General features: G+C 42.5%; 19 protein-coding genes and 1 riboswitch. Of the genes, 11 read left to right on the top strand and 8 right to left on the bottom strand.

The annotated features are described in order from the left end of the window. Positions 1 to 154: 154 nt before the first annotated feature. The gene (locus tag WCV65_RS07470; RefSeq protein WP_035409045.1) at positions 155 to 883 is read left to right on the top strand and encodes a Bax inhibitor-1/YccA family protein; all 729 of its coding nucleotides are present in this window, start codon (positions 155 to 157) and stop codon (positions 881 to 883) included. 83 nt (positions 884 to 966) lie between these two features. Further along, positions 967 to 1,125 (top strand): transcriptional regulator SplA domain-containing protein, encoded by a 159-nt coding sequence (locus WCV65_RS07475; protein ID WP_338781268.1) that lies wholly within the window; start codon positions 967 to 969, stop codon positions 1,123 to 1,125. Positions 1,126 to 1,157: 32 nt separating this feature from the next. Here the strand turns inward: WCV65_RS07475 and WCV65_RS07480 are convergent, their stop codons facing one another. Continuing rightward, the gene (locus WCV65_RS07480; RefSeq protein WP_338781270.1) at positions 1,158 to 1,793 is read right to left on the bottom strand and encodes an MOSC domain-containing protein; all 636 of its coding nucleotides are present in this window, start codon (positions 1,791 to 1,793) and stop codon (positions 1,158 to 1,160) included. A 148-nt stretch (positions 1,794 to 1,941) separates the two neighbouring features. Further along, positions 1,942 to 2,106: riboswitch (M-box (ykoK) riboswitch) on the top strand. 218 nt (positions 2,107 to 2,324) lie between these two features. Here WCV65_RS07480 and mgtE point away from each other — a divergent pair. Next, positions 2,325 to 3,683: a magnesium transporter gene (gene mgtE / locus WCV65_RS07485; protein ID WP_338781272.1), complete on the top strand. Its 1,359-nt coding sequence runs from the start codon at positions 2,325 to 2,327 to the stop codon at positions 3,681 to 3,683. A gap of 30 nt (positions 3,684 to 3,713) precedes the next feature. Here the strand turns inward: mgtE and WCV65_RS07490 are convergent, their stop codons facing one another. Further along, positions 3,714 to 3,914: an aspartyl-phosphate phosphatase Spo0E family protein gene (locus WCV65_RS07490; protein ID WP_035409036.1), complete on the bottom strand. Its 201-nt coding sequence runs from the start codon at positions 3,912 to 3,914 to the stop codon at positions 3,714 to 3,716. 202 nt (positions 3,915 to 4,116) lie between these two features. On the opposite strand from WCV65_RS07490, the gene WCV65_RS07495 reads away from it, so the two are divergent. Then, positions 4,117 to 5,817: a methyl-accepting chemotaxis protein gene (locus tag WCV65_RS07495; RefSeq protein ID WP_338781276.1), complete on the top strand. Its 1,701-nt coding sequence runs from the start codon at positions 4,117 to 4,119 to the stop codon at positions 5,815 to 5,817. Between the two features lie 354 nt (positions 5,818 to 6,171). Here WCV65_RS07495 and WCV65_RS07500 read toward each other — a convergent pair whose 3' ends face one another. After that, positions 6,172 to 6,504 carry a MerR family transcriptional regulator gene (locus WCV65_RS07500; protein WP_035409032.1) on the bottom strand — a complete coding sequence of 111 codons (333 nt, stop codon included), beginning with the start codon at positions 6,502 to 6,504 and terminating at the stop codon, positions 6,172 to 6,174. 196 nt (positions 6,505 to 6,700) lie between these two features. Between WCV65_RS07500 and WCV65_RS07505 the strand changes: the two genes are divergently transcribed. After that, positions 6,701 to 6,868, top strand: a complete 168-nt coding sequence (locus WCV65_RS07505) for a hypothetical protein (RefSeq protein ID WP_338781278.1) — start codon at positions 6,701 to 6,703, stop codon at positions 6,866 to 6,868. Here the strand turns inward: WCV65_RS07505 and WCV65_RS07510 are convergent. Continuing rightward, positions 6,812 to 7,084 (bottom strand): hypothetical protein, encoded by a 273-nt coding sequence (locus WCV65_RS07510; protein WP_338781280.1) that lies wholly within the window; start codon positions 7,082 to 7,084, stop codon positions 6,812 to 6,814. The two genes, WCV65_RS07505 and WCV65_RS07510, sit on opposite strands and share 57 nt — an antisense overlap. A 178-nt stretch (positions 7,085 to 7,262) precedes the next feature. Between WCV65_RS07510 and WCV65_RS07515 the strand changes: the two genes are divergently transcribed. Beyond that, positions 7,263 to 7,445 (top strand): Fur-regulated basic protein FbpA, encoded by a 183-nt coding sequence (locus tag WCV65_RS07515; protein ID WP_338781282.1) that lies wholly within the window; start codon positions 7,263 to 7,265, stop codon positions 7,443 to 7,445. 227 nt (positions 7,446 to 7,672) lie between these two features. Continuing rightward, positions 7,673 to 8,134: a MarR family transcriptional regulator gene (locus WCV65_RS07520; protein ID WP_338781284.1), complete on the top strand. Its 462-nt coding sequence runs from the start codon at positions 7,673 to 7,675 to the stop codon at positions 8,132 to 8,134. 319 nt (positions 8,135 to 8,453) lie between these two features. Here WCV65_RS07520 and WCV65_RS07525 read toward each other — a convergent pair whose 3' ends face one another. Further along, positions 8,454 to 9,272 carry a hypothetical protein gene (locus WCV65_RS07525; protein WP_338781286.1) on the bottom strand — a complete coding sequence of 273 codons (819 nt, stop codon included), beginning with the start codon at positions 9,270 to 9,272 and terminating at the stop codon, positions 8,454 to 8,456. A gap of 174 nt (positions 9,273 to 9,446) precedes the next feature. Here WCV65_RS07525 and WCV65_RS07530 point away from each other — a divergent pair, with 174 nt between their 5' ends. After that, positions 9,447 to 11,120, top strand: a complete 1,674-nt coding sequence (locus WCV65_RS07530) for an EAL domain-containing protein (protein ID WP_338782204.1) — start codon at positions 9,447 to 9,449, stop codon at positions 11,118 to 11,120. Here the strand turns inward: WCV65_RS07530 and WCV65_RS07535 are convergent. After that, positions 11,117 to 12,940 carry a DNA ligase D gene (locus tag WCV65_RS07535; protein ID WP_338782206.1) on the bottom strand — a complete coding sequence of 608 codons (1,824 nt, stop codon included), beginning with the start codon at positions 12,938 to 12,940 and terminating at the stop codon, positions 11,117 to 11,119. The genes WCV65_RS07530 and WCV65_RS07535 overlap by 4 nt on opposite strands. Positions 12,941 to 13,003: 63 nt before the next feature. On the opposite strand from WCV65_RS07535, the gene WCV65_RS07540 reads away from it, so the two are divergent. After that, a complete protein-coding gene (locus WCV65_RS07540; RefSeq protein WP_338781288.1) occupies positions 13,004 to 13,525 on the top strand; it encodes an HAD family hydrolase in 522 nt (173 codons plus the stop codon). Here the strand turns inward: WCV65_RS07540 and WCV65_RS07545 are convergent. Further along, a complete protein-coding gene (locus tag WCV65_RS07545; RefSeq protein ID WP_338781290.1) occupies positions 13,522 to 14,382 on the bottom strand; it encodes a Ku protein in 861 nt (286 codons plus the stop codon). The genes WCV65_RS07540 and WCV65_RS07545 overlap by 4 nt on opposite strands. Positions 14,383 to 14,531: 149 nt before the next feature. On the opposite strand from WCV65_RS07545, the gene WCV65_RS07550 reads away from it, so the two are divergent. Next, positions 14,532 to 15,596 (top strand): SDR family oxidoreductase, encoded by a 1,065-nt coding sequence (locus WCV65_RS07550; protein ID WP_338781292.1) that lies wholly within the window; start codon positions 14,532 to 14,534, stop codon positions 15,594 to 15,596. Continuing rightward, entirely contained in the window at positions 15,589 to 17,115 is a 1,527-nt protein-coding gene (locus tag WCV65_RS07555) for an aldehyde dehydrogenase family protein (RefSeq protein WP_338781294.1), read from the top strand. The genes WCV65_RS07550 and WCV65_RS07555 overlap by 8 nt, the downstream gene beginning before the upstream one ends. Before the next feature lie 187 nt (positions 17,116 to 17,302). Here the strand turns inward: WCV65_RS07555 and WCV65_RS07560 are convergent, their stop codons facing one another. After that, positions 17,303 to 18,082, bottom strand: coding sequence for an undecaprenyl-diphosphate phosphatase (locus WCV65_RS07560; RefSeq protein ID WP_338781296.1), 780 nt, complete (start codon positions 18,080 to 18,082; stop codon positions 17,303 to 17,305). Between the last annotated feature and the right edge of the window lie 171 nt (positions 18,083 to 18,253).

Genomic DNA, 18,253 nt, shown 5'->3' on the forward strand with positions numbered 1-18,253 from the left:
AAATTTGGATTGGTTCATTTTTTTAAAGGGTAAGCAGTATGTAAGGCATTAAGCTAGGACTAATATGATGATTAAGTGATACATATTATATGTGGACTGAAACTTTAATCATTTAAAAACGTATGTATTAAGACTAATAAAGGAGTGATCCAATATGAGAACAGCGAATCCGACATTAAAATCATTTGAAAAAGGAATGGGATATGCTGGCGGGCGCCGAATGACTCTAATGGGCGCTGTCCATAAGTCATTTTTGCTCCTGTTTATTCTTGTAGTTTCTGCCGGAACAACATGGTATTTCGCAGCGCAGGGGGATAACGTAACGCCAATGATGCTGATCGGTGCAATAGGCGGACTGATTTTTGCGCTTATCACAAGCTTTTCACCAAAAGCATCGCCGATAACGGCGCCGATCTATGCCGTGCTGGAGGGAATGTTTGTCGGTGGTATTTCAGCGTATTATTCAAGCTTGTATGAAGGGATTGTTATGCAGGCTGTATTGATTACCATGGGGATTTTTCTTGGCTTGCTACTCGTCTACCGAAGCGGATTGATAAAAGTAACCAACAATTTCCGTCTTGGAGTAGCGGCAGCGACAATGGGCGTATTTATGGTCTATTTAATTTCATTTGTGCTGGGCCTTTTTGGAGTCAGTGTTCCATTTCTTCACGAATCCAGCACCATCGGGATTGTGATTTCGCTCGTCATTATAGTGATTGCCGCCCTTAACCTTGTTCTTGATTTTGACTTCATCGAGCATGGGGCAGCGAGGGGATTGCCTAAGCATATGGAATGGTACGCAGGCTTTGCTCTCCTTGTTACGCTAGTCTGGCTTTATCTTGAAATCCTCCGTCTGCTTTCTAAAATCAGCTCCAGAAATTAACGATTGGAAACCTCTCTTATATAAGAGGTGTTTTTTTGAAGAGGAATGGAATACTAAGGGAAATGGAAAGGGGGGAAGAGTATATGGAACATAAAGAGGATGAGAAACAATATTTGAACATTGATCACGCCCAATTTGTACAGCATCCCAAAAACAAAGATGGTGTTGCCTTGTTTTTAAAGGAATCCTATCATCTGCTGTCTTCGGAGGATTTGGAACAGGTATCAAATGAAGAAGAGTAAAACAGCAGCTCATTTGGGCTGCTGTTTTACTCTTAAGTCCGCTCTAATAATTTTTCGAATTTCTTTTTCCAGTCTTCAGCCAGAGTTTGGATTTGTAAAATTTTCCGGATTGCATCCGTATCTTTACGGTTGTGGAAGAAAGTGTGGTGGATATCCGCAACCGTCACAGAGGCTGTCCGATTTACAATCGAGATTGAATCCTGCTTTCGAATCGTTCCAGGTTTAAGAATTCGTAAGAAATACCCTGTATATCCCGTTTCAATGATCCTCGCCAATAGCTGATCAATTCCTGTATGCCGATTAATCGTCACGCAAGGATAACGGCCTTGAGAAACCTCAGCAAGAACGGATCCAATCTGTAGTTGATCCCCTATACAGATTTCGTTTTCCCTCAATCCTGCAACGGTTAAATTTTCTCCGAAAGCCGGCTGTATCAGAGTTTTTCCAAATTCTGTTTTCCAGTTTTGATAATGCTCGAATGGATATACACAAAGAACACGGTCACGTCCTCCATGAAAATCATGATTCGCTACATCATCTCCTGTTATCATTCCTGTTGAAACCTCAAGCTCATTCGTCATCTGTTTATTTATTCCTGATTCAAAAAGCTTACCCTTATGGTCAATCAGCTGTTTTGGCTTACCTTTGCTCAAATATTCAATTTTCATCATCTTGCTCCCTTTCTTTAATGAAAAAATAGGCGATACCAAGTCTGCCGCTAACCGATTACAGAGCATATACTGGCAAGGATTCGGTTGTTTTCGAATTTGATTGACAGGTTTCAGGAATTTCTGTAATCTCAATGTGTGAACTGAATAGGTTCTTCGTTAGGTGAGGCTCCTGTGTGGAGATACGCTGCTGCCCAAAAATGTCCAAAGACGCCAATGGGTCAACAGGAATCATCGACTTAAGGTGATTTTTAACGCAGCTGGACATCGTCCTATGCTGCACAGTGCTAAAGCTCTACGATGGGAGAATGGAATGCTTGTTTTCACACGCCTTCATTCTTGGTGTGTTTTTTTATTACCTATATTAGCATGATGAAAGAAAAATAGGGAGGTGCTGGCATGGAGATTCCCCGATCGGGAGGGACACAGGTGAAAGATTCAGAAAGTCATAGTATACACTCCGCGGAGGGGAACCAGCCGGCGCTTTCAGAAGCATGGATGGCCACCGCGGATTAACGAGGAGGACCATCCATGGTGAAAAATATGACGTACAACGAAATTCTTCTTCGGATTATTCTCCTGCTTAGGGACGGGAAACGGAAAGATTTTCGTGAATTAATAGAAGAACTGCAGCCATATGATATGGCGAGTATATTTAAAGAAATGCCTGAAAAACATTATGCGCGCTTTCTGTCTTTTATGAGCGTGGACGATATTACCATACTTATGCAGGAGCTTGAACGGCCTTACCAGCTTGCTTTATTTAACAAGGTGGGAAAACTGAAGGGCGTCCAGGTGATGAACAAAATGGATAACGATGACTTGGCACAGCTTTTGGAGGAACTTGATTCGGACCTGAAGGATCAGCTTCTGTCTAGTATGGAGCAGAAAGAGTCGGAAGCCGTCCAGACTTTAATGAATTATCCTGCAGAGACTGCAGGGCGGATTATGACGAACCGTTTTGTATGGATACCGCAGCACTTTACTGTTTGGGACGCTGTGGTCAAACTCAAGGCGTTTGCAGAAATTGCGGAAACGATTAACTATTTGTATGTCATAAATGAAGAGAAGCAGCTGGTCGGAGTTATCTCCTACAGGGATTTGATTCTGGGCGAACGTGAAGAGCTCATTGAAGACATTATGTACACAAGGGTTATTTCCATTAAAGCAGACGCTGATCAGGAAGATGTGGCACGGTTAATTGAGCGCTACGACTTCCTTGCCTTGCCAGTGGTTGAGGAGAATAACGTGTTAGTCGGAATTGTTACAGTCGATGACGTAATTGATATTGTGATTCAGGAAGCAAATGAAGACTATGAGAAATTTGCTGCGTCCGGTAAATCCATCGATTTTGAAACAAAGGCGCATATAGCTGCTTACCGAAGACTTCCGTGGCTGATTTTGCTTTTATTTATCGGACTTGTATCAGGAAGCATCATTAGTTTCTTTGAAGGAACGCTTAACGAAGTAGTAGCGCTGGCATTTTTTATGCCAATGATTGCCGGCATGACCGGGAACACTGGAACCCAGTCACTGGCTGTAGTTGTCCGCGGCCTTGCTCAGAATGACCTGGATTCCAAAATGATTGTCAGTCTTATATTCAGAGAATTAAAGGTGGGGTTAATGATAGGGGTTGTCTGCGGGATCCTTATTACCGGCATTGCCGTAGTATGGCAAGGGAATCCCCTTCTCGGCCTGGTTGTAGGCTCATCTTTGTTTTTTACACTTATAATAGGAACAATGGCTGGTACGATGATTCCGATTTTGCTTCATAAAATGAAAATTGATCCTGCCATAGCCTCCGGGCCGCTTATTACAACTTTGAATGACATTTTATCCCTGCTTATTTATTTTGGGATTGCAACCTCCTTTATACAGCACCTGCAGTAAAAGAAAGAGCTGATTCAGTTGAGTGCTGAATCAGCTCTTTTTATTAGTAGAATATTTTATGTCATCATGAGCCCGGCTCATGCCCTGTCTTACCGGATGTGTGCTCATATTGAGCAGCTTGTCCAAGTGCTGGCTTACCTTCACCGTTTCTTCTGCAGTATATCCATGCTTACCGGCTACTTCTACCATTCTCTGACGATATTTTTCCACAACCGTTTCATATATATTCAAGGCACTCACCCCACTTAAATAGTTTAGAGTTCTTCTATTCATTATATCGAAAGAGTAATAGATGTACGGGAAAATAATTAGACAAAATAGTACAAATTTTGACAAACATATCTAAAATTTGCAGAAAATACACAAAAATTATTTCTTTTTGAACTTTCTAATAGTAATATAGGAGGAGGCATATTGTTGCAGGGGGGCAATTATGAAAAAGACACAGAAGAAGATAAAAAGTGTTCGCTATATCTTGGTGACAGGCTTTGGAATTCTTATTGGTTTAAGTGTATTGCTGGCAGTATTGAATTTTGCCAGCATTTATAAAACGAAAATGGACACGGAGAGGATTGTAAATAAAGAAACAGCCGCTCTCATTCTTGATGAAAAGCTTTCATACAATCTCGCGCAGCAGGCCTCAACCATCCGCGCCTATTTTCTGTATGACAGTCCTTCCTACAAAGATGAATATGAAAAACTTAAAAAAGACGGGGCTTCCCTTCAAAAGGATCTTCTTGCTATAAACGATACTCCAGAGATCAGAAAGCTAATTAAGAAAACAGAAAGTTGGCAGAAACTGATTGATGAAGAAGTTATCACTCCTTATGAAGGCGGATTTAAAATTCAGGCCGTACAGAATTTATCAAAAGAACCTCAGACGGTATCCAACCAGCTTATGAAAGACTATCAGGCAATCGCAGAGGAACGGGAAAAGGAAATTATGGATTCCGGGATACAAATAATCCGTGGCGGGGAAATAACGGCAGCACTCATCCTTGTTTTTTCTTTGTTTATAGCAGCAGCCGGGTATTTTATTGCCTTTAGAACGTCTCGTATGATTGCAATCCCTATCTCCCAGCTTACGAAAAAGATGAATGAGATCGCTTCGGGAATATTGAAAAAGGAAAACCTCTCTTCTAATAGCAAAAATGAGCTCGGAGTTCTAATAGATTCCGCGAACTCTATGAATATGACCCTGCTGACTCTTGTTGGAGGAATAAAATCAGCGGCAGGAGAAATTGCGGATCAAAGTGAAAAGCTTCAATTTTCGTCGATCCAGGTGAAGGAAGGAAACGAGCAAATTGCATCAACTATGCAGGAGTTAACGCTTGGAGCGGAGAGTCAGGCAAGTACGGCAGCTGATATGGCGGAAAATATGGGTCACTTCCTGGAAAAAATTAATGAAGCGGCTACTGCTGGCGAACTTGCTTCCCATTCTGCAGAAGAAGTAATGGGTGAAACAAATGAAGGCAGCAAGTTAATGGGAAAATCCATCGATGAGATGAACCGCATACACGATATTATGAAGGGTTCTGTAACGAAAGTAGCGGGGCTTGATGAGCAATCAAAAAAAATCTCTAAACTTATGGAAGTCATCCAGTCTGTTGCAGATCAGACGAATTTACTTGCGTTGAATGCGGCTATTGAAGCTGCTCGTGCAGGTGAACATGGCAGAGGATTTGCAGTTGTTGCAGACGAGGTAAGAAAGCTCGCTGAACAAGTATCACTTTCAGTGGGGGATATCGATGTGATCGTAAGCAGTGTCAGGGCTGAGACAGGGGCTGTGGCAGGAGACTTAAAAGCTGGTTACGAACAAGCCCTTATCGGCAAGGCTGCAATCGAAAAGACTGGACTTACCTTTGAAGCCATCCGATCCAAGGTTGAGGAAGTATCGTCCGGAATCACTCTCATCTCGGACCGTCTTGATGACTTACTTGAAAGAGGAAAAAACATGGATGAAGCCATCTCTAATATCGCAAGTGTATCTCAAGAAGCCGCAGCAGGAGTAGAACAAACTGCCGCTGCAGCAGAGCAGGCAAATGGAACAATGGAAATGGTCAGAGAAAATTCCATTCATTTAACAGGACTATCAGAAAAACTGGCTCTGTCAGTAAATCAATTTAAGAGCTGAGACAAAGAGCTGTTCCATCCAGGAACAGCTCTTTAACTTTCTTCTTTACCTTTGCAAAGCCTGGGATTATTGCATTTTTGCTGCGTTCAGAACACCCTTACTAGAAGCGCCCCTCGGTCAGAAGCTCCACCAGCTTTCAGAGGCCCGCACGACGCGGGTCAGTTCTGCGTTGCGGCAGGACGCCGCGCCTTTAGCAGAACATCCTTAAAAAAGCCGCTTCCGCTTTTCTAGGTGTCCAGCTCCAGCGGCTAGTCCTTCGGCTGCTTCACTGGCCCTGTCAAAGTCAAAGAGCGACTTTGTCAGTTCCAGCTCCACCAGCTCTCCGGCCTGAGCAAGCCGCTTCCGCTTTTCGGGTTACCCATTGTGTTTGTATTGAAAATGGGCGTTTAGTTGGCCTTGGAGCATTTTTTTGCGGAGCTGGGCGGGGTTTTTGGATTTTTCTTCTTTTTTCCGTATATCCTTTAATATTTCTGTCGTTTGGACGCCTTCTTCACGCAGGTCGGCTATGTTCATAAGCCTTTCTACGTCGGAAAAGGAGTATTTTCTGGTTCCTTTTGAGCTTCGCTCAGGAGAAATCAGCTGGCGTTCTTCATAATACCGTATCTGTCTTACAGATAGGCCTGTAAGCTCGCTTACTGTCCCGATTGAGATGACTTTTTTATCCTTGTAAGACCGCTCTTCTTGCAATGGACTCACTCCTTGAGGAAACAACTCTTTCCTATACTATACTCGACAATGGAAAGAATTTCTCATAATATGTGAGATTTTATAACATACACTGCAACTGAAGAGGATTACGTGTCAGATTTCATATCAAAAAGGAGGAAAGGTACTCAAACGCACGTTAATATAAGTGTACCAGCAATTTAAAGGAGGCAGAATAATGGAACCTGGCAAAGCGCTTAAGCTTGCCCATAAACTGATTGAACTTGATTTGAAAAGGGATCAGCTGCTTGAGGAATTATTGAAAACAGCAGGAAAGGACACGTATGAATTATTGCGCTTCGTCCAGAATGGTCAAATCAAAAAGATTAGAAGACAAACACCTTAACCGGACAATTTCTTGGAACTCCGCCATCCATCCTTTCAGAAGGGACGGGTTAAATAAGATGGTTACTTCCTGAAATTTCGTCTCATGATGAACATATAATGAAAGCCCTGCGGATTCTTCAGCAGATAGCATCATAAGCTGTGTATCATCAGGTTCATTTTCGATAATAAAATAGTAATTTTTCAGCTCATCGAAAGCAATTAGCTGTGTCTGCATAGTCGATCCTTCCTTTTGAATAGGATAGGACCATTGTTGACGGCTTTCATAAATCCCATACTTTTAAACAATCTTAATATCAGGTGATGCAATTTTTACAATGGATTAACCGTCTGCTTACAATCATTGGGTATTGTAGGAGTAAGATTAAAGAAAACGATGGAGAGGGGAAAGTGTGATGAGCAACCTATTAAAATTCGCTCTTGAGGAACAAAGAAATTATTACTCCCAAAAGCTGCTTGCGATAGGCGTCTACAACAGCGATGTACTTCAGAAAATGACGATTTCAGAGCTGAAAAATGAGTACGTATACTTTTATCATAGTATTCCGGCAATCAAACGGAAGCCCGCTACACCATAAGGAATTTGCCCTGAACAGGCAGGTTCCTTTTCTTATGCAAGGATTTCTCCTTCTATTGCATTTAGCCAGTGAATATTCCTTCAATCCCCTGCAAATGCCCTATTCTAAACGAGTATAAAGTCTTAAAGAATTCTTTTGAAAAATCGTTCTTTAAATATTGCCCTCTTCATAGTAAAATAAAGATAAAATTTGAGAATTTTGAGAATATTTAAGAGGGCGATGATTCTATGAGATTTTCTTACACTCAGGAAGAGACTGACCGTGCATTGGCCCTTTTCAGGGTTTTTGCTAAAGCGTTTAAAAGTATTTCGGAGCATTCGATTAGAGATAGCAAGGAGCATGGGTTTAATCCAACAGAATTTGCGGTTCTTGAATTGCTGTATACGAAAGGCCCGCAGAAGCTTCAGCAGATTGGATCGAGGCTGCTTCTTGTAAGCGGGAATGTTACGTATGTAATCGATAAACTTGAGAAAAATGAGTACATTGTCAGACAGCAGGACCCGCGGGATAAACGTTCCATTTATGCCAAACTGACTGAAAAAGGGGAGGCATACCTCGATGAAATCTACCCGATTCATGCTTTGAGAATTACGCGGGCTTTTTCTGGATTATCAAGTGAGGAACAGGATCAGCTGAATCAGCTGCTGAAAAAAGCGGGACTGCATAGCCAGCACCTGCTTTTCAGGTAACCAGCCCATATAGAGAGTGGTTTATAAATACCTTCCATATGAAAAAGTGAACTGTAAACCCCTGGGTCGCTATGTCCCGGGGGTTTTGTATTTCCAAACAAATATTTAGAAAAATTATGGACTAGGCTGAATAGTGCACAAGGCGTGAGACTTCAAATGGACCAGCCTGACAGATTTGACCCCTCAGGCATTGGGGGAGATGAGGTTTACCGCCAGCACCTTTGAAGCAAGAGCATACTGGGAGGAAGCTAGCAAAGACCTATCAGATTTCAAAGCATTGATAGCGGGTTTAATATCTGCTTGCTGGACAGGGCAATTGTTAAGTTCGGAAAAGCAGTCTTTTCAACAAGAGGCTGCAGCCTATGAAAAACAAATGGGTTGCTGCCAGGGATACGGCATCTGTGGAGTTATGGATTGTTAAAATGTGCAGCCTTAAGAGTAAGCAGTCTGCCAGTAATATACTGAGGAAGTACAGAATTTTCCAAGATAAACGGCGGGAATAAGGAATTGCTGTATATAATATTGATATGAAAATGCTGTAAATTCCATTTGCAAAGGTATGATCTCTGCTGTTTTCTGCGAATAGTCCAGTCATAAAAATAACAGTTGGCTGCAGAGCGTAAAGAAGCCAAGTTATAGTGATGGAAATAGTGATCATACAGACATATTGGGTGAGGATGATGACGAGCCGAAGCTCCTTTTTTAACAGACTGTACCATGCTTTGGATATATAAAATAAGACTGGAATTAGAAAGAACGTGTAGTACGTCCTCCACCAATGATGCTCATAAATATCAAGGGTGAGAAACAGAATCTCAATTAATGAAAAAAAAAGAGCAAATCCTGCCGTATATCGGGCCTTAATATTGTATATGGAACCAAAAGTGGCTGCTATTGGTACGGAAAGCCCCTGGCTGAAGATTGATCCAAATGTACTGTCGATAAATGAATCCCTGAAAACATTAGGTTTGTAAATGTAACAGTTAAATAAAACGTAGACGATGAGTTCGAATAAATAGCAAAGACCAGAATTAAAGAGCCATAAAATGAGAGAACCTCTCTTGTCTTTAATCAGGCAAACAGCAAATAATCCAACTGAAAAGACCAAAATGAGTAGATACCCGAAAATATTAGGCATATAGCAAGTCTCCCGAATATAGACATTACAGATAGTGTGAGCAATAGACGCCATTTTAAACAAAATACTCTTTAAAAGGAAGAATGAGACTATTTACCCTTCATATATGCAGGATTTTGACGATAGAAAGAATATAATCTGTTTTAAGAAAGGAGGGAGAGCCTTGTGAATCCAATGTCTCCTGAGTTCAAAGCAGAAGTCAACAAACCAGTCCAGGAAAGGGATAACTCCTTTGAATATCTGTATAAATATCATCCGGATGCGATTTTGCGAATCGACTGCAGCGGCATGATTTTGTATGCCAATGATTCTGCGTCGGAATTGTTCAATCGGCCGCAAGATGGATTTTCGGGCAGTCACTACTCCTCCATTCTGACGAAAAGCGAATGGCAGAAGGAAATTTCTCACACGAATGAAGCCTATTTTCCTCATACAAGAGAAATTATTCTACAAGGAGAAAGAATCTGTAAAGTAACATCCGTCCCTATCCTCCTTGAAGGGACCATTCAAGGGTTCTTCCTCAATTTTCGTGATGTGACCGAGATGAAACGGGCGGAAGAAAAGATTGCCCATTCTTCCTATTATGATGAATTGACGATGCTTCCAAACGACCGCATGGTAATGGAAAAGCTTGAATATATCACATCTCAGGAAATCGAGCGGACTGCTATAATAAAAGTTAATATTGATCGTTTTAAATATATCAATGAAATGTTTGGCAAAAGAACAGGCGATGCCATTATTCGTGAAATTGGCGGGGAATTGCGGAAGCTCGTGCCGAAGCAATTTTTTGTTGGCAGGTTTTTCAACGATGAATTTGTTGTAATTGCACATCGCCTCCAAGATACTGACTTTTTCTATACAATCGCCGGTGAGATGGCAAAGGCTTTTAAGAAACGGTATATCATAGATGACCAGGAATATCATGTTCAGGTCAGTTTTGGCGTGGCGATTTATCCAGATCATGGAACACACCCGGATATGCTTTTGAAAAAAAGTGACCTTGCCTTAAAGATCAGCAAGGAATCAGCACTTGGCAGATACAATGAAGAGAAAAGCCAGGAAATAGAAAGACGTTATTTTTTACAAAAAGAACTCATGCACGCCTTAAGACGGAATGAATTTCTTCTCTATTATCAGCCTCAGTTTGATACAAGGACGAATCAAATTACAGGAATGGAGGTTCTCCTTAGATGGAATCATCCGGCACTGGGTATTATTTCGCCTGCTGAGTTCATCCCGATTGCGGAAGAGACGGGTCTGATTATTGATATTGGGAAATGGAGCATGCAGGAGGCCTGCCGCCAGCTGCGGCATTGGCAGAAAACCAAGTCTCCGGACTTGCGGCTGAGTATGAATTTATCCGTCAAACAATTTTATCAGCCTGATTTGGTGCCGATGGTAACTAATGTTCTCCGGGATAACAGTATTATTCCGGAACATTTCGAGCTCGAGTTTACAGAAAGCCTGTCAATGCATAATAGTGAGACCTTTATCAGAACTATACGTGAGCTGAAAAATATCAAAATTCATTTGAGTATTGATGATTTTGGAACAGGTTATAGTTCTCTGAGTTATTTAACTCAGCTTCCACTGGATAAAATTAAAATCGACCGGAGCTTTGTCCATAACATGCTGAGCAGCAAGCAGGATGAAATCGTAATTAAAGCGATTATCGGTTTGGCTGAAAATTTGGGGCTTCAAATGATTGCAGAAGGGGTCGAATCAGAAGTGCAGGCTGCATTTTTAGAAGCCCATGGCTGTCATCATATGCAGGGGTTCTTATTCAGCAGGCCCCTCCCCCACGACCAAATTACTGAAATGCTGAGCAAACAATATATTTCCTAACCGTTTCCCCTAATAAATGAAATGATTTTAGAGACTGTTTCGTCTTGAGGGCTATGAAAATAGTGCTTGAGCGGGCAGCCTCTTTTTTTTAGATGGTCAAAAATGGTTGCAATCGTATAATTCATAGGTGTAAGACCTTCAGTTACTTCCTCCCATAAAAGGGGAGCGGCGATACAGGCTCCTTCAGCACCTCTGGGAGAATATGGGGCAATGATGGTCTTACCTTCTGCGTGCTGAAGAAAATCTACGTAAAGCTTGTCTCCGCGGTTCTTTTTCAAGCGCTCAGTTGTGAATTTTTCAGGGAACTGTTTTGTTAAAAAGTCAGCGAAAAATGCTGTAAACAATCTTGTATCGCTAAAGCTCAAATCTTTACCGGAAAGCGGGATGTGGATTTGAATGCCTTTTCCGCCTGAGAGTTTAGGGAAGGAATCAAGATTAAATTCCCTGAATAGCTTTTCAAGCTGCTTTGCGGCAAAAATTGCGAGCTCAAATTCGTCCCTTGAAGGCGGATCAAGATCAAAAACAATTTCCATAGGATGGGAATCTGAAATTCTCTGGAAGGGCAAATGGAATTCCAGAGCAAGCTGATTGCCAAGCCAAATTAAGTCCGATAGAAACTCACAGCGCATATAATCAATGCCATCAGCACGGGCCGATTGAATAAAATCGGGGGCGTAATCGGGCTTGTTCTTCTGGTAAAATCGTTCTCCGGCAGAACCATGAGGATAACGGATTAGCGTCAGTGTCCGATTTCTTAAAAGAGGCAGCATATATGGAGCAATATTTAATAAGTAAAGGATATATTGAAGCTTATTAATTGCTGGTTCATTCCAAATAGGCTTATCCGTGTGGGTGAGCTGAACCTCATGATGAATGGGTGCTGCATCCAGCTGAAATTGTTCCCAAGTGCATTGCGCAGGATCTGCTTTGAAGTTGAATGAAGCAAAGGATGGTTCCCTAAGCTGTTCTTTGTAAAAAGAAAGGAAATTAACATAAACGCAAATAGCAGGTGCAACCTGATAAACCTGGCCGCTAGAGGAAGAAGCGTTCTTTTTAATTGTTTGAATAAGAGCCTCTCGTTCCTGTCCGGTTATTCCATGCGAAAATGAGCCAAGCGAGAATACCTGGCCATTTTTGAACAGCCCTGTATTAAAATATCCGTTTTTTTCATCGTATCCTGTAATAAAAAGGGTGGACCTTCTATAGTTCTTTACCTTTTTCCATGTTTCCGTTCTTGCCCCAGCTGTCCATTTCCCATTTTTGTGCTTTGCCACGATTCCTTCTGCTCCGTGAAGTTCAATGAGTCCCCATAGATGACTTGCCTTCTTATAGGAGGGGACCATTTGGAGAAGTTCAGCAGAGTCCGCAGATGTATGAATGGGAAGCTTCAGCTCTTTGAAAAATACCTCGAGCTGTCCTTTCCTTAGAGAATAAGGTTCGTTCATAAGCGATCTTCCCTTGTAGTGAAGCAAATCGAATACAAGCAGCTTGCACGGATCATTAGCAGAAGCTTGCTGAATTCGATTCGCTGATTTCAAACGTCCTCTTACTTGAATATCCATAAAATCAGCGGAAAGAGATGAACGGAGTGAAGCGAGTTCACCATCTAGAGTAACCGGGAGGAACGGCTGGATAGAAGGCATGAGCTTATGGACAAACTCTAAAATTTCCGGAAAAAGAATACTTAAATCCTTTCCATTCCGGCTGATGAGAGTGATGAAGTCCCTTTCTATGTATAAAATGGCGCGAAAGCCATCATACTTCACTTCGTAAGCCCATTCGGGTCCTGCCGGAAGCTCAGAGGCGAGGACAGGGAGCATCGGTTTCAATTAAATCACCTCGGATAATATGTGAGAAGCGGGAATAAGAAAGGAGCCAAATCAATGAAAAAAGCTGTATTTCTTGATCGGGACGGGGTCATAAATGAAGTGCTGACCGACAGAGTTAAATTTGTAAACCGTCCAGATCAGTTTTATCTTTTGGACTGTGCAGGTGAGGCCGTAAAACTGTTGAATGATCACGGCTACCTCGTATTCGTTGTAACCAATCAGGGCGGCGTTGGACTTGGGTTTATGACAGAGTACCAGCTGAATCAAGTGCACAATGAGATGATCCGCCAGATTGCTGAAAAAGGAGGAGTCATCCAGGAAACGGCGAGCTGCACACACGTTCCAAACAGCGGCTGTCTTTGCCGAAAACCGGAGCCGGGAATGATTCTTTCGCTTGCTGAGCGCTTTAAAATCGACCTTTCCCGCTCCTACATGATCGGCGATCGGGAGCCGGATATGTCTGCCGGGAAAAGCGCAGGTACTCATGTTTTATTTATCGGCAATCAGCCCGGCTTGGGGGAAGCCCAATTTCCGACGCTTTGGGAGGCAGCGCAATGGATTGTTTTGAAAAATTAAGCCTTTTTCCTTGCTGTCCGCTTCTTTTTCCCTGCTGAGGCGGGTTCTTTATTGGATTCTGCTGCAGGTTCCTTTGCTTTTTTCGGTTTAGATTTTTCAATGCTTGCCTGAAGCTGGCTCATCAGATCGACCACATTTTCTCTTGGGGCATCTTCAGGAACGGCAGTCCCTTCATTTTGATTGATTTTGCTTTGGATCAAGCGGAGCATAGCCTCTCTGTAATCATCTTTGTACTGCTGCGGATCAAACTCTGCTGTGAGCTGATCAATCAGCATCATAGCCGTATCGAGCTCTTTTTTCTGTATATCAGTTTGTGCTGGAACAGATGGGACTTCTTCTGCAGAACGGACTTCATCCGGATAATGGATTGTTTCCATAACGAGGCAATTTTTATAAACCCTGACAACCGCCATTTGCTGCTTGGACCGAATGGTCATTTCGGCAATCCCTATTTTTCCTGATTGCTTTAGGGCCTCCCTTAATAAAGCATAAGCCTTTGAACCGTTATCTCCAGGACCTAAGAAATAACTCCTGTTGAAGTAGATGGGATCAATATCTTCCAGTTTTACAAAATCAATAATATCAACGGCCTTATCTGCATGCTCCTCCTTCATATCCTTTAAGTCTTCTTCTGATAAAATGACAAATTTTCCTTTCACATATTCATATCCTTTGACGATGTCATCTGCTTCAAGTTCACGGTCGCAATTCGGGCATTTTTTTTCATATTTGATTGGTGTATGGCATTCTTTATGAAGACTTCTTAATTTTATGTCCTTATCCTCCGTTGCTGCATAGAGCTTCACTGGAATGTTAACTAAGCCAAACCGAATGGAACCCTTCCACATCGTATGCATACATTTTTCCTCCTCGATCATTTATTCCTGAATGCATCATCTAAGTGAATCCTCCTGATTGAGGTTTCATTTTATAGTTCTAGTTTGTATACGTTCACATGGTATGATGAATGAAAAAATATGCAAAATCAGGAAGAGGAGGGAACAACATGAAAAAATGTTTCATTACAGGTTTCCCGGGCTTCATATCCAGGGAATTAATTAAAGAAGCCGTTCAGCAAAATCTTTTCGATTATTATTATGTGCTGGTGCTGCCGGAATTTGCGGAGCGTGCAGACAAAGAACTAAATCTCCTTGCAGGAGGTAAGGCAGAGGTTGTAACCGGAGATATAACAAAAGAGGGATTGAATATAAACCCAGGCATTTTAAAGGGTCTTGAGCAGGAAGTAACTCATGTATTTCATCTGGCAGCTATATATGACCTGGGTGTAGATGAGGAATTTGCAAAAAAGGTAAATGTAACAGGGACAGAGAATGTTATAGAATGGGCGCTTACACTCAACTTGAAATGCTTTACATACTTCAGTACCGCTTATGTGTCCGGCAAGAGGACAGGAGAAGTTTTTGAAGAGGATTTAGAGGAGCATAGCTTCAAAAACCATTATGAATCAACGAAGTATATGGCCGAAAAACTCGTCAGGACACGGATGAATAAAATGCCGGTTGTTATTATCAGACCGGGTATTGTCACCGGGAATTCGAAAACAGGTGAAACGAGTAAGTTTGATGGCCCCTATTATATGCTCAATATGTTCAGTAAGCTTAAGTTCCTTCCTGCTACACCAAGAATAGGGAAGGGGAATGTATTGTTTAATACGGTGCCTGTCGACTTTCTGGTGAGCGCTGTCCTCTATTTATCTTTAAGGAAAGAGGCTGCGGGCCATACGTTCCATGTGACAGATCCGAACCCCGGAACAATTGGCGAACTGTATGATCTCTTTTTAAAAGAGCTGCTGAACAGGAAAGCCAAGGGGAGCATTCCTCCCGGTGCTGCAAAATTAGGCCTGTCTTCGAAGGCTGTTTGCAATTGGCTCGGCACTCGCAAAGAAGCCCTCGATTACTTTCAGTATGATGTGCGCTATGACTGCTCCAATTTACTGCACCATTTGGAAGGGTCAGGGATTGATTGTCCAAATATAAGGGAATACGGACATAAACTCGTTCATTACTATAAAGAAACCCAATTTGCCAAGGAGGAGAAAATTCATGCTTAAAGCCATTAACCCTGCAACAGGTTCTGAGATTAAAGAAATCGAGGAGGTTCAGCTGAGTCAAGCTGGACGGATTTTCCAACAGGCAGAGCACGCACAAAAAGAGTGGCAGGAGAAATCCTTAAAAGAGAGGCTTGCTTACTATAAAACGCTTCGCCTGCTTATGGCTTCAAAACTGGACCAAATCACGACAATCATTCATGCGGATACGGGGAAACCGAAAGCGGAGGCGCTGGCTACTGATATTATGCCGGTTATTGACTCAATCCAGCACCTGGAGAAAACAGCCGAAACCGTATTGGGGAGGCAAAACCAGACAACCCCCGTCCTTTTTTGGGGCAAGAAAAGCTATATTGAATATATGGCTAGAGGAACGGTTCTGATCATTTCACCATGGAATTACCCGCTTCAGCTGGCGATGGTCCCGGTATTGAGTGCGCTCGCAGGGGGAAACTCGGTCATTTTAAAGCCTTCCGAAATAACCCCGCTAACTGGTAAACTGATTGAGCTGTTATTTAAAGAAGCGGGATTCCCGGAAGGTATTGTTCAGGTCGCGCAGGGCGGCAAGGAACTGGGAGAAGCGCTTGTGAAGGAAAAACCGGATTATATCTTTTTTACCGGCTCTGTTAAAACCGGGAAAATAATTCAGGAGCAGGCTGCAAAGGATCTTATTCCAACTACACTGGAACTGGGGGGGAAAGATCCGCTGATTGTATTTGATGATGCGAACCTCGACAGGGCAGCAAAAGCGGCAGTGTGGGGAGCATTTACAAATAGCGGCCAGGTATGCATGAGTACGGAGAGGGTTTACGTGCAGCGTGCAGTTTATCAGACATTTGTGAGGAAAGTACAGGAGCTGACCATGAATTTGAAGCAGGGATCCTCTTTAAATGATGATATTGGATCCATGACTTTCCCGCATCAGGTTGACGTTGTCAAGAAGCAGGTCGCTGATGCAGTGAACAATGGAGCTAAACTTGCAGCGGGCTGCATCCCGGCGGAATGGGAAGAGGACAGCATGTTTATAAAACCTATGGTTCTGATTGACGTCAATCAGGATATGGAGATCATGCAGGAGGAAACATTCGGCCCGGTCATGCCGATTATGCCTTTTGATACGGAAGAAGAAGCCGTTGAGCTTGCAAATGGGACAATTTATGGCTTGAATGCGAGCGTCTGGTCGTCAGATATTGAGAGGGCTGAACGAGTAGTATCGAAGCTTGTTACGGGAAATGCAGTTGTAAATGATGTTATGCTGACCGTTATGAATCCAAATCTCCCATTCGGAGGGGCGAAGCAAAGCGGAATTGGCCGGTACCATGGAGAAGGCGGCCTGAGAATCTTCTGCCACGAGAAGTCCGTTATGACGGACACGGGGAAACGCAGCTCCGAAATTCAATGGTATCCGTATCGCGGGAAATACAAACCATATAAAGTTCTCTTCCAAACTGTGTTCGGTTCCGATAAAAACTGGAAAGCCGCAGCGAAAGCATATCGGGAAATTATGAAACAATCTAAATAACAAGAATGGGCAGTAAGGCAAGCCCTGCAGAATAAAAATGTAAGAAATGAAACTCAAGCTCGCTACGTGAACTTGGGTTTCATTTTCCCCCTCAGGATTGTTTTTTTGGAACAGAAGGGGGGAGACTGCATTTCCCAAGTATACAGCTGGAAACTTAATACATTGCACTGAATCATTTTAAGCAGCTCTAAAAGATTTTTAACCCCTGAAGAAGCAAAATCCCCGCTCCCAATCCAAAAACATATAGCGCAAACCACTTCAAGGAATGTTTTTTGACAAAACTAATCATGAAAGCGACAGCCAAATACCCAAAAATAGCTGAAGTTGTAGTAGCAATCAGCATGGAAGGGAAACCGATGGAAGGCCCTGTATATTCTGCCAAATCTTTAAGCTGGAATAGCAAAGCGCCAAAAACAGCTGGAATAGAAAGCAGAAAGGAAAAATAGGCAGCCGTCTTTTTATCAATTCCCCTCATAAGAGCGCCGGCAATGGTCAGGCCAGAGCGGGAAACTGCAGGGAAAATAGCCAGTGCCTGAAATGAACCGATCCATATAGCATCTGAAAGAGTGAGATCGTCCAGTTTGCGATCCCCTTTTTTTATCTGATCAGCATATAGAAGAAACACGGCTGTGAAAATAAACTCCCAGCCAATTGTCATTCCGGTTTTGGAGATTCCATCAAAAAAATCTTTGAATAAAAGACCTGCAGCAACAGCAGGGATGGTACCTGCGGCTAAAAGAAATACAATCCTGCTGAATGGCCGTTTTGCCATTTTCCACAAAATATCTTTATAAAAGACAACCAGAGCAATGAATGTTCCAATATGGAGCATGGTATCCAAAAATAGACCGGCATCCTGAAGTCCAAATAGTTTACGGCCGAGATATAAGTGCCCAGTACTGCTGACAGGCAAAAATTCAGTCAATCCCTGGATCAAACCAAGTATGGCAGCTTCGAGCCAATTCATCGCCTATGCACCCTTCCTATCCCCTTTTGAGTCATTAAAAAGTGTATGTACGAGTCTTCTTTGTTTAGAACGGACAATGTTATGGATTGACAAGTTTACCAGGATAGGATAATATGAACTTAACAAAATAGTATTCTCTCTCAGTCAAAGGGGAGTAGCCGGTCAGGTGCA

The sequence above is a fragment of the Metabacillus sp. FJAT-52054 genome (assembly GCF_037201815.1).
In the GTDB taxonomy this organism is placed as follows: domain Bacteria; phylum Bacillota; class Bacilli; order Bacillales; family Bacillaceae; genus Metabacillus_B; species Metabacillus_B sediminis.

Bases quoted from the DNA above. Each gene is read 5' to 3' on its own strand.
- WCV65_RS07470 (WP_035409045.1), top strand. From the start codon at position 155: ATGAGAACAGCGAATCCGACATTAAAATCATTTGAAAAAGGAATGGGA.
- WCV65_RS07475 (WP_338781268.1), top strand. From the start codon at position 967: ATGGAACATAAAGAGGATGAGAAACAATATTTGAACATTGATCACGCC.
- WCV65_RS07480 (WP_338781270.1), bottom strand. From the start codon at position 1,793: ATGAAAATTGAATATTTGAGCAAAGGTAAGCCAAAACAGCTGATTGAC.
- mgtE (WP_338781272.1), top strand. From the start codon at position 2,325: ATGGTGAAAAATATGACGTACAACGAAATTCTTCTTCGGATTATTCTC.
- WCV65_RS07495 (WP_338781276.1), top strand. From the start codon at position 4,117: ATGAAAAAGACACAGAAGAAGATAAAAAGTGTTCGCTATATCTTGGTG.
- WCV65_RS07505 (WP_338781278.1), top strand. From the start codon at position 6,701: ATGGAACCTGGCAAAGCGCTTAAGCTTGCCCATAAACTGATTGAACTT.
- WCV65_RS07510 (WP_338781280.1), bottom strand. From the start codon at position 7,084: ATGCAGACACAGCTAATTGCTTTCGATGAGCTGAAAAATTACTATTTT.
- WCV65_RS07515 (WP_338781282.1), top strand. From the start codon at position 7,263: ATGAGCAACCTATTAAAATTCGCTCTTGAGGAACAAAGAAATTATTAC.
- WCV65_RS07520 (WP_338781284.1), top strand. From the start codon at position 7,673: ATGAGATTTTCTTACACTCAGGAAGAGACTGACCGTGCATTGGCCCTT.
- WCV65_RS07525 (WP_338781286.1), bottom strand. From the start codon at position 9,272: ATGCCTAATATTTTCGGGTATCTACTCATTTTGGTCTTTTCAGTTGGA.
- WCV65_RS07530 (WP_338782204.1), top strand. From the start codon at position 9,447: ATGTCTCCTGAGTTCAAAGCAGAAGTCAACAAACCAGTCCAGGAAAGG.
- WCV65_RS07535 (WP_338782206.1), bottom strand. From the start codon at position 12,940: ATGCTCCCTGTCCTCGCCTCTGAGCTTCCGGCAGGACCCGAATGGGCT.
- WCV65_RS07540 (WP_338781288.1), top strand. From the start codon at position 13,004: ATGAAAAAAGCTGTATTTCTTGATCGGGACGGGGTCATAAATGAAGTG.
- WCV65_RS07545 (WP_338781290.1), bottom strand. From the start codon at position 14,382: ATGCATACGATGTGGAAGGGTTCCATTCGGTTTGGCTTAGTTAACATT.
- WCV65_RS07550 (WP_338781292.1), top strand. From the start codon at position 14,532: ATGAAAAAATGTTTCATTACAGGTTTCCCGGGCTTCATATCCAGGGAA.
- WCV65_RS07555 (WP_338781294.1), top strand. From the start codon at position 15,589: ATGCTTAAAGCCATTAACCCTGCAACAGGTTCTGAGATTAAAGAAATC.
- WCV65_RS07560 (WP_338781296.1), bottom strand. From the start codon at position 18,082: ATGAATTGGCTCGAAGCTGCCATACTTGGTTTGATCCAGGGATTGACT.